Origin of the sequence: Burkholderia sp. WP9, from assembly GCF_900104795.1 — a bacterium.
Taxonomy (GTDB): domain Bacteria; phylum Pseudomonadota; class Gammaproteobacteria; order Burkholderiales; family Burkholderiaceae; genus Paraburkholderia.
The window spans coordinates 1658801-1675300 of sequence record NZ_FNTG01000002.1 but is presented as its reverse complement, the minus strand read 5'-3'; the positions used below and the strand labels follow the sequence as shown (position 1 = coordinate 1675300).

Here is a 16500-nt window from a genome sequence, read left to right as displayed (position 1 = left end):
CGGTGCAGCAAGCTGCAAGCGCGCGCAGGCGTGCCGGGTAACGTCGATACAGGTATCGGCACTACCACCCAACTCCCTGTTTTTTATCGGTTTTCTTCCTGATTGAGCGGCCCAAAGCGGGATTCTGCGTGGCATAATCGACCGACACGGTCAGCCCGCAGTCATTACTACCCCGCATACCATGGCACAGACTCTCTACGACAAATTGTGGAACACACACGTGGTCCACTCGGAAGAAGACGGTACGACGATTCTCTATATCGACCGTCACCTGCTGCACGAAGTCACCAGCCCTCAGGCGTTCGAAGGCCTGAAGCTGGCTGAGCGTCCGGTGTGGCGCATTAGCGCGAACCTGGCGGTATCGGACCACAACGTGCCGACCACAGACCGCAGCCACGGCATTGCCGATCCGGTTTCCAAGCTGCAAGTCGACACGCTCGATTCGAACTGCGACGCCTACGGCATCACGCAGTTCAAGATGAACGATCTGCGCCAGGGCATCGTGCACATCATCGGGCCGGAGCAGGGCGCCACGCTGCCGGGCATGACGATCGTCTGCGGCGATTCGCACACGTCCACGCACGGCGCGTTCGGTGCGCTCGCGCACGGCATCGGCACGTCGGAAGTCGAGCACGTGCTGGCCACGCAAACGCTCTTGCAGAAAAAGAGCAAGAACATGTTGGTGAAGGTAGAAGGCGCGCTGCCGCGCGGCTGTACCGCGAAAGACATCGTGCTCGCCATCATCGGCAAGATCGGCACGGCAGGCGGCACCGGCTACGCGATCGAATTCGGCGGCTCGACCATCCGCGCGCTTTCCATGGAAGGCCGCATGACGGTCTGCAACATGGCGATCGAGGCAGGCGCGCGCGCCGGCATGGTCGCGGTCGACGACACCACCATCGAGTATCTGAAAGGCCGCCCGTTCTCGCCGGAAGGCGTGGAGTGGGATCACGCGGTCGAGTATTGGAAGCAGTTCAAGACGGACGAAGGCGCGCACTTCGACCGCGTGGTCGAACTGAACGCCGCGGATATCGTGCCGCAAGTCACGTGGGGCACGTCGCCGGAAATGGTCACGGCCGTAGACGGCCGCGTGCCGGATCCGGACCGTGAAAAAGATCCGGTCAAGCGCGACGCCATGGAGCGCGCGCTGAAATACATGGCGCTCGAACCGAATGCGCCGATCGAATCGATCAAGCCGGATAAAATCTTCATCGGGTCGTGCACCAACGCGCGTATTGAAGACATTCGCGCCGCGGCTTACGTCGTGAAGAAACTGGGCCGCCGCGTGGCGCCGAACATCCGTCTGGCCATGGTCGTGCCGGGTTCGGGTCTCGTGAAGGCACAGGCGGAACGTGAAGGCCTCGACAAGGTCTTTACCGACGCCGGGTTCGAATGGCGTGAACCAGGTTGCTCGATGTGTCTCGCCATGAACGCCGACCGGTTGGAACCGGGCGAGCGTTGTGCGTCCACGTCGAATCGTAATTTCGAAGGTCGTCAGGGCGCCGGTGGGCGTACCCACCTCGTGAGCCCCGCGATGGCTGCGGCCGCCGCCATCGAAGGGCATTTCGTCGATATTCGCAAGCTTGGATAAACACGCATGATGAAGAACATGAATCGCACCACTCTATTGCGTCGCTTCGCGCTCGGTTCCCTGGCTGGGCTATTGCTCGGTCTAGCCGGTTGCAACACGGTGCACGGATTCGGCGAGGACATGTCGCACCTCGGCAATTCGATCAGCAATCACGCTGATAAATAAGCGGTTTTTGATTTTTGCCGGCCATGCGCCGAGCGGCTTTGCGGCCGCCGCGCGCATCGCCCGGTCTTGAAACAGGTGCCAAGCGTCATGGATAAATTCATCGTACACACCGGCGTCGTGGCGCCGCTCGATCGCGAGAACGTCGACACGGACGCGATCATTCCGAAGCAATTCCTGAAGTCGATCAAGCGCACGGGTTTCGGCCCGAACGCATTCGACGAATGGCGCTACCTCGACCACGGCGAGCCGGGTCAGGACAATTCGAAGCGTCCGCTGAACCCGGATTTCGTGCTGAACCAGCCGCGTTATCAAGGCGCTTCGGTGCTGCTGGCGCGTAAGAACTTCGGCTGCGGCAGCTCGCGCGAGCACGCGCCGTGGGCATTGGAGCAATACGGTTTTCGCGCGCTGATCGCGCCGAGCTTCGCCGACATTTTCTATAACAACTGCTTCAAGAACGGCGTGTTGCCGATCGTGCTGACCGAACAGCAAGTCGATCACCTGTTCAACGAAACGTATGCGTTCAACGGCTTCAAGCTGACGGTCGATCTCGAAGCGCAAGTCGTGCGCACGTCGGACGGCGGCACGGAGTATCCGTTCGAAGTCGCGGCGTTCCGCAAGTACTGCCTGCTGAACGGCTTCGACGACATCGGCCTCACGCTGCGCCACGCGGACAAGATTCGCCAGTTCGAAGCAGAGCGGATCGCGAAGCAGCCGTGGCTCGCGCACCGCATCGTCGGTTGAAGGCGTAAGGGCGTAGCGCGCGCTTACGGATTCAAGCTCAAAAGTCTCGAAGAAAATCTCAAGGAATTCGCATGAAGATCGCAGTGTTGCCGGGCGACGGCATTGGTCCCGAAATCGTCAAGGAAGCCGTCAAGGTCCTGAATGTACTCGGCGAGAAATTCGAACTCGAAGAAGCGCCGGTTGGCGGCGCGGGCTACGAAGCGAAGGGCCATCCGCTGCCTGATTCGACGCTGGCGCTGGCAAAAGAAGCCGACGCGATCCTGTTCGGCGCCGTTGGCGACTGGAAGTACGACTCGCTCGAACGCGCGCTGCGCCCGGAGCAGGCCATTCTCGGTCTGCGCAAACACCTGCAACTGTTCGCGAACTTCCGCCCGGCAATCTGCTATCCGCAGCTCACCGGCGCATCGTCGCTGAAGGAAGAGATCGTCTCGGGCCTCGACATCCTGATCGTGCGCGAGCTGAACGGCGACATCTATTTCGGCGCGCCGCGCGGCGTGCGTTCGGCGCCCGACGGCCTGTTTGAAGGCGCCAAGGAAGGTTTCGACACGATGCGTTATTCGGAACCCGAGGTGCGCCGCATTGCGCACGTTGCGTTTCAGGCAGCGCAAAAGCGTCAGAAGAAGCTGACGAGCGTGGACAAGGCGAACGTGCTTGAGACCTCGCAGTTCTGGCGTGATGTGATGATCGACGTTTCGAAGGAATACGCGGACGTCGAACTGTCGCACATGTACGTGGACAACGCGGCCATGCAGTTGGTCAAGGCGCCGAAGGCGTTCGACGTGGTTGTCACCGGCAACATGTTCGGCGACATTCTCTCCGACGAAGCGGCCATGCTCACGGGCTCGATCGGCATGCTGCCGTCGGCCTCGCTCGACAAGAACAACAAGGGCTTGTACGAGCCGTCGCATGGTTCGGCACCGGACATCGCCGGCAAGGGTGTCGCGAATCCGCTGGCCACCATTCTGTCGGCTGCCATGATGCTGCGCTATTCGTTGAACAAGGCCGAGCAAGCCGATCGCATCGAAAACGCCGTGAAAAAGGTGCTCGAACAAGGTTTCCGCACCGGCGACATTCTCACGCCGGGTTGCAAGCAGGTCGGCACGGTTGCCATGGGCGACGCGGTCGTCGCAGCACTGTAAAAAAAGCGCGCGAAGCAAGAAGAAGTCAGGTCGTCAAACGGCCTTTAAAACGCGAATTGGCCTCGAATGAGGCCGATTCGCGCGTAATACGGGCGACAGCGGCGGACATTGACGTCGCCAGATTCCGGTTTTCGTGTATATTGTAGCGATGGCGCACACAGCTCAAATCTCCTCGATTTCGACACTGCACGGCAAAACGGCCCGTGTGGTTGAGCTCGCCATTACCGCCAAAGCTTCCATTAAAACGATTACCCCGAAAACGATCACGAAGCGCTGATCGTCCGTCGTGCCCGCTCATCTTCCCCGCGCGGTCACTGCGGGCAAAGATGCGGGGAAGTTTCCATTCGAAGGGTATGAAGTCATGAACGTAGGTCTCGTAGGTTGGCGCGGCATGGTCGGCAGCGTCCTGATGCAACGTATGCAGCAGGAAGGCGATTTCGATCTTATCGAACCGGTGTTTTTCAGCACCAGCAACGCGGGCGGCAACGCGCCGTCGTTCGCCAAAAACGAGACCAAGCTCAAAGATGCGACAAGCATCGAAGACCTGAAGAAGTGCGAAGCGATCATCTCCTGCCAGGGCGGCGATTACACGAACGAAGTGTTCCCGAAGCTGCGCGCGGCGGGCTGGAACGGTTACTGGATCGACGCGGCTTCGTCGCTGCGCATGAAGGACGACGCGGTCATCATTCTCGATCCGGTCAACCTCGACGTGATCAAGAACGCGCTGGTCAAGGGCCAGAAGAATTTTATCGGCGGCAATTGCACGGTCAGCCTGATGCTAATGGCGCTCGGCGGCCTGTTCCGCGAAAACCTCGTCGACTGGATGACGGCCATGACGTATCAGGCCGCTTCGGGCGCGGGCGCGCAAAACATGCGCGAGCTGCTGCAGCAAATGGGCACGCTGTACGGTGCGGCCAAGGAAGATCTGGCTGATCCGTCGTCGGCGATTCTCGACATCGATCGCCGCGTGCTCGCCGCGATGAACAGCGACCGCATGCCGACCGACAACTTCGGCGTGCCGCTCGCCGGCTCGCTGATTCCGTGGATCGACAAGGATCTCGGCAACGGCATGTCGAAAGAAGAGTGGAAGGGCGGCGCTGAAACCAACAAGATTCTCGGCAAGCCGGCCATGGGCACGCCGGGTTCGATTCCGGTCGACGGCCTGTGCGTGCGGATCGGCGCAATGCGTTGCCACTCGCAGGCGCTGACCATCAAGCTGAACAAGGACGTGCCGCTAGACGAGGTGAACAGCATCCTGGCGTCGGGCAACGACTGGGTCAAGGTGGTGCCGAACGAGCGTGAAGCGTCCATGCGCGATCTGTCCCCGGCGGTCGTGACGGGCACGCTGACGGTGCCGGTCGGCCGCGTGCGCAAACTGGCGATGGGCGGCGAATATCTGTCGGCTTTCACGGTCGGGGATCAGCTGCTGTGGGGTGCTGCGGAACCGCTGCGTCGCATGCTTCGCATTGTGCTCGACAAGTAAAGTAAACTACGCGCTCACGACGCGTAGAAAACTCAAGAAGCGTCGCGCTTGCGCGGCGCTTTTTTCATTGTGTGCTCCGATTATCTTGTCTCTCTCCAACCGCAAAAAAGGGCTGCGCGCTGACGCGCCAGGAGTCCCGATGAACCTTCGACTCTCATCCCTTCGGGCTATGTTCGTTCATCAAGGTGCGCGCCGACTGACGGCCGCCGCCGCTTTGGCGCTCGCGCTGGGTCCCGCCGCCGTGGGCAGCGCGCTCGCTGCGCCGGGCGACGCCGCGAGCGCGCCGGACGCGGCCTCCGTTTCCTACGCGAACGGTGGTCAATTCACGGTTCGTCCAGGGCAGTCGCTGAACGACGTGGCGATTGCCGTCACGCAGTCGCACGACCGGGCGACCCTCGCACGCGCCTCGCGCGCGTTGTTCGAGGCGAATCCTAACGCCTTCATGAGCCATGATCCGAGCCGGATGCGCGTGGGTGCGGTGTTGACGGTGCCGGCGCTGGACGCCTCGGGGGCGCTGGCTGCGTCGTCGGCGGGTGTTGCGTCTGCTGGTTCTGCAGCAGCTGCGCCTGCTTCGGCACCGAGCACAGCTACGGCGAGCGGCGTCGCGCAGGTCAATGCAGCGCCGTCAAGCGCGGCGACGCCAGCCGTCCCTGCCGTGTCTGCGACGACAGCCACTCCTGCCGTGTCGGCGCCGGCCAGTGCAGTTGCCGAGGCAAGCTCTGCGACGGCGGGCGGTACGGCTTCCTCTGCGCCGATCGCCGGATCGCAGGCAGCAGTATTGCCGGCCAGCACCGCTCATGAATGGACCGGCTCGATTCAGCCCTCAGCTAGCGAGCCTGTTGAAGGCGCCTCGGCGGCCGGTGCCGGAACAATTGGCGCGGCGAGCGCCGCACAACCGGCTTCGCAGCCGCGTGTGCAAGTCTCGAGTTTGCAGCAATTGCTCGCATTGAAAAACCGCGTGCTGATGGAATTGCAGAAGCATGGCATTGGCGGTACGCCGGCCGTTAAGGGCGGCGCGTCGAACAGCGTCGCGCCGTCGGCGCCCGGCGCGTCCTCGGTGGCGGCTGCGCCCGGTCACGCCGTTACGCCGGCAGCTTCGACGTCGAAAGATGTCGGCATGTCGCAGACGGAACTGAGCGTGGCGGCTGCGGTTGGTGCGGCGCTGGTTGCGCTGCTCGCGGCGTTGCGTATGGGGCGCCGGAAGCGCGAGCGCGCCGCGGCGGCTGAAACTGCGCCGGAGGGGAGCGATTTGGCGGCGTCCGGGCGGTCAGTGGGCCCGCAGGAGGTTGTTGAGACGCGCGCGCAGACTCCGTCGGTACACGAAACGCCGGACGCGAACGACGAGGTGGCGGCCCGAAATGCGGCGGCGCTGGCGGCGACTGAACGTGAGGCCGCGGAAGGTGACGCGGCGGCGCGTGAGATGGCGGAGCGAGTAGCAGCAGAACGCGACGCGGAAATTCGCCGGGCGGCGGCGCGGGAGGCCGAGGAGCAGGCGTTGGCGCGCGCAGCCGCAGAACAGGCTGCGGCGGAACGTGCGGCTGCAGAAACGGCGGCGGCGGAACGCGCAGCCGCAGAAAAGGGCGCGGCAGAGCGTGTGGCCGCAGAACAGGCCGCGGCGGAACGTGCGACCGCAGAGCAGGCCGCAGCGCAGCCCGCAGCCGCAGAACAGGCCGCGGCAGAACGTGTAGCCGCAGAGCATGCAGCCGCAGAACCGGCGGCGGAACAAGTGGCAGCCGAACAAGCGGCAGCCGAACATGCAGCAGCGGAACACGCAGCAGCGGAACACGCAGCGGCAGACCGCGCAGCAACTGAACAATCCGCATCGAGCCACGCATCCACCAGCCACGCAGCGGCACCCGCACAAGACCCTGCCGCACCCCAGCACGTCGGGCACGAACACGACACAACATCCGCATCCGCCGAATCCGCGCACGTCGAGCCGAACAACGCGCCGTCCGCTCAAAGCGATTTCGCGCCCGAACCCCTTCCTGCGCCCCCGCTCGATCACTTCGATGACGCGACCATGGCCGCGAGCCTTGCCGCCGCCGCGGAACTCGGCGCCGAGGCTCTGCCGCTGGCGCCGCCCGAGCCCCTCGACGAAGCCTTCCCGCACGAGGAACCCGTCCATCGTTTGCAATGGGACGATGTGCCCGCCGAACCGCAGGGACCGTCGGTCGAACTGCATCAATCGGCGCAGACTGAGCACGCGCCGTCGGTGCCGACCGAGTTTCCGCGCGACGCCGTCGATGCCTTCGGCAGCCTCGACATGCCGTTGCCACCGCGCGTCGAGTCGCCCGCTGACCGCGTGCATGCACCCGCTTCGCTGTCGACGCAACCGGTGGCATCGCCGGAAGCCACGGCGAAACAGTCCGCCGCCGAGCACTATCCGAACGACACACCGCACGTCGCCGATGAGATCGCAGCCGGTACCGCAGGTCACGCGTCCGTCGCCGGCTTGGGCGCCGGTTTCGGCGCCGGCTTCGGTGCGTCCGGCTTCGGCGCGCTGAAGCTCGATTTCGACCTCGAGTTGCCGCCCAGCCCGGCCGAGCCGTTGCCGGCATTTACGCCGGCCGATCTCACCCGCATCGCTCGCAACAAGCTCGATCTGGCTGCCGAGTACATCGAACTTGGCGATCTGTCCGGCGCGCGCGCGCTCATCAACGAAGTGATCGAGACGAACGATCCGGGAACGCGCACCGAGGCCCGCGCGTTGCTCTCGACGCTCGCCCCGTTGTCGTGAAGCGTATCGCTCTAGGCGTCCAGTACGACGGTTCGGCATTCTGCGGTTGGCAGTCGCAACCGCATGGCAACACCGTCCAGGACGAGCTCGAACGGGCGCTGCGCGAGTTCGCGCAAACGCCGGTGCCCACCGTGGTTGCGGGCCGCACCGATACGGGAGTGCATGGCCTCGGCCAGGTCGTGCATTTCGATACCGAACTCGACCGTGCGGACGTTTCCTGGGTTCGCGGCACCAACTCGTTTCTGCCGAAGACGATCTCGGTGCAGTGGGCCAAGCCGATGCCCGACGAGTTCCACGCACGTTTCTCGGCATTCGAGCGGACCTATTACTACGTGCTTTACGTCCATCCGGTGCGCTCGCCGATGCTGGCGACGCGCGCCGGCTGGCTGCATGCGGCGCTCGACGTCGACGCGATGCGGGCCGCCGCCGCTCATCTGATCGGCGAGCACGACTTTTCGGCGTTCCGCTCGTCGCAATGCCAGTCGAAAACGCCGGTCAAGCATCTGTATCAGATCGACGTGCAGCAGCAGGGCGACTTCGTCCATTTCCGTTTTCGGGCGAACGCGTTCCTGCACCATATGGTGCGCAACCTGATGGGCTGTCTCGTCTACATTGGCCGTGGCCGTCGCCCGGTTGAATGGATGGCCGAGGTATTGGCGAGCCGCGATCGCGAGGTCGCCGCACCGACCTTCATGCCCGACGGCTTGTATCTGGCGCAGGTGGGCTATCCTGAGCAATTCGCCGTGCCCGCGCCGCAGACGGGCAGCGTGCCGTGGAGTACCGTATGGACCGAGCAGGCGCAAACATGAAATCAACTGAAAACTTCGCGAACGAATCCAATACCGGTGTGGACCAGCAGGCCATGCCGCATCGCACGCGCATCAAGCTGTGCGGCCTTTCGAAGCCGGAAGACGTGGCCCACGCGATCAACCTCGGCGCCGATGCGATCGGCCTCGTGTTTTACCCGCCGAGCCCGCGTTCGGTCAGCATCGCGCAGGCCGTCGAGCTGGTGCACGACGTGCCGCCGTTCGTCTCGGTGGTCGGCCTTTTCGTCAACGCTACGCCGGACTGGATTCGCGAGGTGGTGAGCAACGTCGGGCTCACGCTCCTGCAGTTTCACGGAGACGAGACCGCGGAGCAGTGCGAATCGCTTGCCGGCGTTGCGGGTTTGCCTTGGTTGCGTGCGTTACGCGTTGCGGCGGATACTCAGCCGGCCGATTTGGTAAAATCGGCTCTTAGCTATTCAGCAGCCAGCGGCCTTCTGTTCGACACCCATGTCGAAGGATACGGCGGCGGCGGGAAGGTCTTCGATTGGTCACTTATTCCAGCAGGGCTCGCGCGTCGGGCCGTTTTGAGTGGTGGGTTGAGCGCGCAAAACGTCAGTGATGCGATCCATCGCGTGCGCCCGTACGCGGTCGATGTCTCGAGCGGCATCGAAACGCCGGGCGCCAAGGGCGTGAAAGATCACGCCCGGATGGCGGCGTTCGTACGCGCAGTGCGCGCAGCGGACGCTGAATGATTCCGGCGCCGCGATGCTCTCGCACGAGAGCCGCGCGCCACACTGAGAAGAGTGATCACCATGTATAACTTGCCTGACGAAAGAGGCCATTTCGGCCAATTTGGCGGCTCGTTCGTCGCTGAAACGCTGGTTCACGCGCTCGACGAATTGCGCGAAGCCTACGAGAAATACCAGAAAGACCCCGACTTCGTCGCCGAATACGAGCGCGAACTGAAGTATTTTGTTGGCCGTCCGTCGCCGATTTACCACGCACAGCGCTGGAGCGAGATGCTCGGCGGCGCGCAAATATTCTTCAAGCGTGAGGATCTGAATCACACCGGCGCGCACAAGATCAACAACGTGATCGGCCAGGCGCTGCTCGCCAAGCGCATGGGCAAACCGCGCGTGATCGCGGAAACCGGCGCCGGCCAGCACGGCGTAGCCACGGCCACCATCGCCGCGCGTTTCGGCATGGAATGCGTGGTCTACATGGGTGTCGAAGACGTGCGCCGCCAGGCCGCCAACGTCTACCGTATGAAACTGCTCGGCGCGACCGTCGTGCCAGTCGAATCCGGCTCGCGCACGCTGAAAGACGCGTTGAACGAAGCCATGCGCGACTGGGTGACGAACGTCGAAGACACGTTCTACATTATCGGCACGGTGGCAGGTCCGCACCCGTATCCGATGATGGTACGCGACTTCCAGCGCGTGATCGGCGACGAATGCAAGGTTCAAATGCCTGCATTGGTTGGCCGTCAACCGGACGCCGTGATCGCGTGTGTTGGCGGCGGTTCGAACGCTATGGGTATCTTTTACCCGTATATTGACGACACATCGGTGAAATTGATCGGCGTGGAAGCGGCCGGCGACGGCATCGAAACCGGCCGCCACGCTGCTTCGCTGATTGGCGGAAGTCCCGGCGTCCTGCACGGCAACCGCACCTACCTGCTTCAGGATGAAGATGGGCAGATCATCGAGACGCATTCGGTGTCGGCGGGCCTCGATTATCCGGGCGTCGGTCCTGAGCACGCGTGGTTAAAAGAGAGCAAGCGCGCGGAATATGTCGGCATCACCGACGAAGAAGCGCTCAAAGCGTTTCACGACTGCTGCCGCATCGAGGGCATTATTCCGGCGCTGGAATCCAGTCATGCGCTGGCCTATGCCGCAAAACTCGCGCCGACGTTGCCGAAGGATAAATACCTTCTGGTCAATCTGTCGGGCCGCGGCGACAAGGACATGCATACGGTCGCCGAGCGATCGGGCATTCAGTTCTGAGCGCCGCGACGATGCGTGACGAGTTCGACGAGCCGCAGCCGGCAATTGAAACCACGCCGGCCGCCGATGTACCGGCGGCCGAGGCGCCTGCACTGCTGTTGCCGCAGGTACCCGCCGGCATTCAGCTGTTGAACCGCGATTTTCTGTCCGATGTGGCGAACATTCCCGACGGGTCGATCGACCTGATCCTGTGCGATCCGCCTTATGGGCTCGGCAAGGATTACGGCAACGACTCCGACATGCGTACGGGCGAAGACTTTCTCGCCTGGACGCGTGGCTGGCTCGAGCTGGCTATTCCGAAGCTCAAGCCGTCGGGTTCGCTCTACATTTTCTGCACATGGCAGTACGCGCCGGAAATCTTCAGCTTCCTGAAGACAAAACTCACGATGATCAATGAAATCATCTGGGACCGGCGTGTGCCGAGCATGGGCGGAACGGTGCGCCGTTTTACCTCGGTGCACGACAACATCGGCTTTTTCGCGGTATCGAAGGATTACTTCTTCGATCTCGATCCCGTCCGCATCCCGTACGATGCCGCCACGAAGAAGGCGCGTTCGCGTAAATTGTTCGAAGGCAGTAAGTGGCTCGAGGTTGGCTATAATCCAAAGGATGTCTGGTCGGTTTCGCGTCTGCATCGGCAACATGCCGAGCGCGTCGCGCATCCCACCCAGAAGCCTCTGGAAATTGTCGAGCGGATGGTGCTGGCAAGTTGTCCGAAGGGCGGCCGCGTGCTCGACCCTTTCATGGGCAGCGGCACCACCGCAGTCGCTTGCGCCCGTCAGCAGCGCGAATTCGTCGGCTATGAGATCAATGAAAGTTACTGCGCGATCGCGCGTGAGCGGGTCAGCGCTGCTGCCGCTCCGCCGGTGGCGCGCCGGGTCAAAGCCAAAACTCAACGGCAGACCGAAGTGCAATGAGCGTGCAATGAGCACGCTGCGCGGTAACTCAATTCGAGAATATTCCATGTCCCGTATCAAGAACACGTTTGCTGCGCTGTCCGCCCAAGGCAAGAAAGGCCTGATTCCGTTTATGACGGCCGGCGACCCGGATCCTGCCCGTACGGTCGAATTCATGCATGCGCTCGCCGCCGGCGGCGCGGATGTGATCGAACTCGGCGTGCCGTTTTCCGACCCGATGGCCGATGGCCCGGTGATCCAGCAGTCGTCGGAGCGCGCATTGGCGCACGGTGTGACGCTGCGCCGCGTGCTCGCCGACGTCAAACGCTTCCGCGAAACCAATGACACGACGCCCGTCGTGCTGATGGGCTACGCGAATCCGATCGAGCGCATGGGCGCCGAGGCTTTCGCAAAGGCCGCCAAGGAAGCTGGCGTGGACGGCGTTCTGGTTGTCGACTACCCGCCCGAAGAGTGCGCTAACTTCGCCGAACAGATGCGATCTGCCGGCATCGACCCGATTTTCCTCCTTGCGCCCACGTCCACCGACGAGCGTATCGCGGAAGTCGGCAAAATTGCCAGCGGCTACGTCTACTATGTGTCGTTGAAAGGGGTGACCGGAGCGGCGAATCTGGACGTTTCCAGCATCGCGAGTAAAATCCCGGCCATCAAGTCGCGCGTCCCCTTGCCGGTGGGCGTCGGTTTCGGCATTCGCGACGCGCAAACCGCGCGTTCGGTGGCCGAAGTCTCCGATGCCGTCGTGATCGGCAGCCGTATCGTGCAATTGCTGGAACAAGCGGCGCCCGACACCGCCGCCGAGACGCTCACGCGCTTCGTCGCCGAGGTGCGCGAGGCGCTGGATAGCATCGCGACTGCCCGATAACAGTTAATTTTTGTCTTCTGTAGTGTGAGCGGCGGGCTTGTCCCGCCGTTTGCGCGATCGTAGACCCCAGAAGGATTCAATATGAGCTGGCTCGATAAACTGCTGCCGCCGAAAATCAAGCAAACCGACCCGAAGAACCGCAAGGGGATTCCGGAAGGCCTGTGGATCAAGTGCCCGTCGTGCGAAGCGGTGCTGTACCGCAACGACGTCGAGGCCAATCTGCACGTTTGCCCGAAGTGCGATCATCACATGCGCATCGGCGCGCGTGAGCGGCTCGACGGCCTGCTCGATCCGGAAGGTCGCTACGAAATCGGCCAGGAAATCGTCCCGGTCGACGCGCTCAAGTTCAAAGACAGCCGCAAGTATCCGGATCGTCTGAAAGAAGCCATGGACGACACCGACGAAACCGACGCAATGGTCGTCATGGGCGGTGCGATTCATACGCTGCCGGTGGTGGTGGCCTGCTTCGAGTTCTCGTTCATGGGCGGCTCGATGGGCTCGGTGGTCGGCGAGCGCTTCGCGCGCGGCGCGCAGAACGCGCTCGAACAGAAGGTGCCGTTCATCTGCTTTACCGCATCGGGCGGCGCGCGGATGCAGGAAAGCCTGTTGTCGCTGATGCAAATGGCGAAGACCACGGCCATGCTGACCAAGCTCGCCGAAGCCAAGCTGCCGTTTATCTCCGTGCTGACCGATCCGACCATGGGCGGCGTGTCGGCCAGTTTCGCGTTTCTCGGCGACGTGGTGATCGCGGAGCCGAAGGCGCTGATCGGCTTTGCCGGCCCGCGCGTGATTGAACAAACCGTGCGCGAGAAGCTGCCGGAAGGTTTCCAGCGCGCCGAGTTCCTGCTCACGAAGGGTGCGATCGACATGATCGTCGACCGCCGCAAGCTACGTGAAGAAATCGCTCAATTGATGGCGCTGCTGAGCCATCAGCCGGCTGACGCGGTGGCGTAAGCGGGCTGCGCGGTGGGGCGTCACGCTTTGTCGAGCGCGCCCGCCGTCAAAAAAAGCAGTAAAAATAGCGCGCCGCGTGAGGGATCAAGCGGCGCGCTGTCATTTCCGGGATAATCACGGTCTCGCAACGCAGCGCCGGTTGCCGACGAAGGCCGGCGCAGGCGCTGAGTTTCCGCGCATAAACCGCCCCAGAGACTAGGCTCTGGCCGCAGCCGCAGCCGCAGCCGACCGCTCGCGGCGCACATTCGCAATACTGCCAAATCGATTCACTCGCGATTCACCCGATGACCACATTCCCCACCCTCGACGCGTGGCTCACGCACCTCGAATCCGCGCATCCGGTCGGCATCGACATGGGTCTGGCCCGCATCACCCAGGTGCGCGACGCCATGCAATTGTCGTTCGCGTGCCCGGTCATCACGGTCGGCGGCACGAATGGCAAGGGTTCCACGTGCGCGATCCTCGAATCCATTCTGCTGCGCGCTGGGTTCACGGTCGGCTGCCACACGTCGCCACATCTGCTGTCGTTTAACGAACGCGCGCGGGTGAACGGCCAAATGGCCAGCGACGCGGATCTGCTGCCGCACTTCGAGGCCGTCGAAACGGCGCGGCTGAGCCTCGCCGAACCGGTCACGCTCACCTACTTCGAATTCACGACGCTGGCGATCATGAGCCTGTTCGCTTCGCGCGGCCTGGATGCGGTGATTTTCGAAGTCGGCCTGGGCGGCCGCCTCGACGCGGTCAATATCCTCGATACGGATTGCGCGATCATCACCAGCATCGATATCGATCACACGGATTATCTTGGCGATACGCGAGAGAAAATTGCCTTCGAAAAAGCCGGCATTTTCCGGCCGGGCAAGCCGGCGATCTGCGCGGACCCGGTGCCGCCGCAATCGCTGATCGATTACGCTGAAAAAATCGGCGCGGAATTGTGGCTGTTCGGCCGCGATTTTCGATACGAAGGCCAGGCAGGCAGCGAACGCCAGCAATGGAGCTACGTCGGCCCGACCATGCGGCGTTCGGCGCTGGCCTATCCGGCGCTGCGCGGCGCGAATCAGTTGATCAACACGTCAGCGGCGCTTGCCGGTCTCGAAGCGCTGCGTGACCGCTTGCCGGTGTCGGCCCAGGACATCCGCCTCGGCCTTGCGAATGTAGAACTGCCCGGGCGTTTCCAGGTGCTGCCGGGCAAACCTGCCATTGTGCTCGATGTCGGTCACAATCCGCACGCGGCCGCCGTGCTGACGCAAAACCTCGGGAACATGGGCTTCTTCCCGTACACGTACGCGGTGTTCGGCGCAATGCGCGACAAGGACATAGCCGGCGTACTGGCGCACCTGAAAGGCGAAATCGACCATTGGTGCGTGACCGATTTGCCGACGCCGCGGGCGGCGTCAGCGGAAGAGCTCGAAACGGCATTGCGCGAGCAGGGCGTGGGCGAGGGCGCCGACAGCAGCGTGACGCGCTACGCCACACCAGCAGAGGCTTTCCAAGACGCGCTAAAACGAGCGTCAGAGAATGATAGAATCGTGGTTTTCGGCAGTTTCTATACGGTAGCAGGCGTCATGGCCTACCGTAAATCGCAGCAACACTGAACGGGCGCCAGGCTCGAACCAAGCGATTCATGGGAATTTTCTCGTTCGGCAAGAAAGACGACGCGCCCAACCGGCGCGGCGCAAATACCAGTTCCACCCGGGCCGCCCGTGGCGAGCGCGTGGAGCGGCGAACCCGCCGCACGGAGCGCACCGTCGACGCCGATGCGATGCTGCTCGACCCTACGTTGCCGGAAAAGCAGCGTGCGCGTCGCCGCCTGGTGGGCGCGATCGCAATGGTCGTGGCCGCGGTCGTCATCTTGCCGATGGTGCTGGACTCGCACCCCAAGCCCGTCACAGACGACATCTCCATCGACATTCCAAGCCGTCCCGCGCCGAAGCTCGCCAAAGCCGAGGAAGACACGCAGGCCGGTGTAGCACCCGACAATCCCACGCCAGACTCAGCAATCGCCGCATCCGGTCTCGCGCCGGCCACGGCAGCAGCCAAGCAAGCCCAACCTGGCGTCACGAAACAATCGAGCGCGGAAGCAAGCGCAGCGGCAGCCTCCGCGGTCAAGCCGGCGACGAAACCGCAGGCGCCGTCCGTTGCTGCCAACACCACGCCGGCGGCGCCCGCAGCGCCAGCCAAGCCGGCCAAGCCTCCGGTTACGCATAACGCCGCGACCGTTCCGGCGCCGACCGCTCAGGCCACGAGTTCCGACGACACGAACACGGCCGCCAGCGCGGACGCGAATTCCGGCACGCCGGCCTCGCCGGCTGGCAGCCGTTTCGCCGTGCAACTCGGCGCGTTCGCGAACGACGCCAACGCGCGAAACTGGGCTGCCAAGTTGAAAGCGGCAGGTGTGCCCACATATACCGAACATCGGAAGCAGGCAGACGGCTCCACGCTTACGTTACTGCGGGCCGGCCCGTTCGCCGACCGTGCAGCGGCGAGCGCCGCCATTGCAAAGGTTCGCGAGGCCGGCTTGATGTCGGGCGCGAACAGCGGCGCCGCACAGTAAGTCGGCGATGTTCACTGCCTTCGACTACGCTGTAATGGCGGTGATCGGTTTGTCGGCGTTGCGCGGCACATGGCGCGGGTTTTTGTCCGAGATATTCGGGTTGATCGGCTGGATCGCGGCATTTTTCATTGCTTGCCGCTTTGTCGGTTACGTCGTGCCGTTTATCCCGTCTACTTGGCCGGGCGGCGCGTTGACCCAGTGGCTGCTGGCGTTCGCGCTGGTGGTGATCGGTGTGGTGCTGGTGGCGAGCGTGCTGAACGCCCTCTTGAGCCGCATCGTGCAGGCAACCGGCTTGAGCGGCGTGGACCGCTCGCTCGGTTTGATGTTCGGCCTCGTGCGCGGGGTCATTCTGGTGCTGATTCTGGTCGCCCTGGCTGGCTTGACCGAACTGCCCCAACAGGAATTCTGGCGCAACGCCTTGCTTCGGCCCTATGCGGTCGAGGGCGTGCACGTAATGAAACCGCTGCTTCCCGAGACGCTTGCTGCCTACGTCCGAGTGTGACGATCAGGCGAGTGATGAGGGAAACGCAGCAGGACTCCGGCGCAAACCGGCTGCCGTTACGTTCGGTCGCGTAACTTGCATA

15 protein-coding genes are annotated in these 16500 nt (G+C 63.2%); all 15 read left to right on the top strand.

The window, feature by feature from the left end; translation table 11 throughout:
• The first annotated feature begins 181 nt into the window (after positions 1–181).
• Entirely contained in the window at positions 182–1591 is a 1410-nt protein-coding gene (leuC, locus tag BLW71_RS28675; RefSeq protein ID WP_091804879.1) for a 3-isopropylmalate dehydratase large subunit, read from the top strand.
• Between the two features lie 6 nt (positions 1592–1597).
• Positions 1598–1756, top strand: coding sequence for an entericidin A/B family lipoprotein (locus tag BLW71_RS28670; protein WP_040124161.1), 159 nt, complete (start codon positions 1598–1600; stop codon positions 1754–1756).
• Positions 1757–1843: 87 nt separating this feature from the next.
• Positions 1844–2497: a 3-isopropylmalate dehydratase small subunit gene (gene leuD / locus BLW71_RS28665; RefSeq protein WP_091804876.1), complete on the top strand. Its 654-nt coding sequence runs from the start codon at positions 1844–1846 to the stop codon at positions 2495–2497.
• Positions 2498–2568: 71 nt separating this feature from the next.
• Positions 2569–3636 carry a 3-isopropylmalate dehydrogenase gene (gene leuB, locus BLW71_RS28660; protein ID WP_091804872.1) on the top strand — a complete coding sequence of 356 codons (1068 nt, stop codon included), beginning with the start codon at positions 2569–2571 and terminating at the stop codon, positions 3634–3636.
• A 361-nt stretch (positions 3637–3997) separates the two neighbouring features.
• On the top strand, positions 3998–5119 hold the full coding sequence (gene asd, locus BLW71_RS28655) for an aspartate-semialdehyde dehydrogenase (RefSeq protein ID WP_091804869.1): 1122 nt from the start codon (positions 3998–4000) through the stop codon (positions 5117–5119).
• Between the two features lie 139 nt (positions 5120–5258).
• Complete coding sequence (locus BLW71_RS28650) at positions 5259–7859, top strand: FimV/HubP family polar landmark protein (RefSeq protein WP_091804865.1); 2601 nt, start codon at positions 5259–5261, stop codon at positions 7857–7859.
• Positions 7856–8668 carry a tRNA pseudouridine(38-40) synthase TruA gene (gene truA / locus BLW71_RS28645; protein WP_091804862.1) on the top strand — a complete coding sequence of 271 codons (813 nt, stop codon included), beginning with the start codon at positions 7856–7858 and terminating at the stop codon, positions 8666–8668. The genes BLW71_RS28650 and truA overlap by 4 nt, the downstream gene beginning before the upstream one ends.
• On the top strand, positions 8665–9378 hold the full coding sequence (locus BLW71_RS28640) for a phosphoribosylanthranilate isomerase (protein WP_091804859.1): 714 nt from the start codon (positions 8665–8667) through the stop codon (positions 9376–9378). Before truA ends, BLW71_RS28640 begins: the two co-directional genes overlap by 4 nt.
• Before the next feature lie 60 nt (positions 9379–9438).
• On the top strand, positions 9439–10632 hold the full coding sequence (gene trpB, locus BLW71_RS28635) for a tryptophan synthase subunit beta (protein ID WP_091804856.1): 1194 nt from the start codon (positions 9439–9441) through the stop codon (positions 10630–10632).
• Positions 10633–10643: 11 nt separating this feature from the next.
• Entirely contained in the window at positions 10644–11549 is a 906-nt protein-coding gene (locus BLW71_RS28630) for a DNA-methyltransferase (protein WP_091804853.1), read from the top strand.
• A gap of 46 nt (positions 11550–11595) precedes the next feature.
• Positions 11596–12408 carry a tryptophan synthase subunit alpha gene (gene trpA / locus BLW71_RS28625; protein WP_091809007.1) on the top strand — a complete coding sequence of 271 codons (813 nt, stop codon included), beginning with the start codon at positions 11596–11598 and terminating at the stop codon, positions 12406–12408.
• Positions 12409–12489: 81 nt separating this feature from the next.
• Positions 12490–13362, top strand: a complete 873-nt coding sequence (accD, locus tag BLW71_RS28620; protein WP_091804851.1) for an acetyl-CoA carboxylase, carboxyltransferase subunit beta — start codon at positions 12490–12492, stop codon at positions 13360–13362.
• Between the two features lie 284 nt (positions 13363–13646).
• On the top strand, positions 13647–14957 hold the full coding sequence (folC, locus tag BLW71_RS28615) for a bifunctional tetrahydrofolate synthase/dihydrofolate synthase (protein WP_091804848.1): 1311 nt from the start codon (positions 13647–13649) through the stop codon (positions 14955–14957).
• A gap of 29 nt (positions 14958–14986) precedes the next feature.
• Complete coding sequence (locus tag BLW71_RS28610; RefSeq protein ID WP_091804844.1) at positions 14987–15916, top strand: SPOR domain-containing protein; 930 nt, start codon at positions 14987–14989, stop codon at positions 15914–15916.
• 7 nt (positions 15917–15923) lie between these two features.
• Positions 15924–16418 (top strand): CvpA family protein, encoded by a 495-nt coding sequence (locus BLW71_RS28605; protein WP_035561040.1) that lies wholly within the window; start codon positions 15924–15926, stop codon positions 16416–16418.
• The last annotated feature ends 82 nt before the right edge of the window (positions 16419–16500 follow it).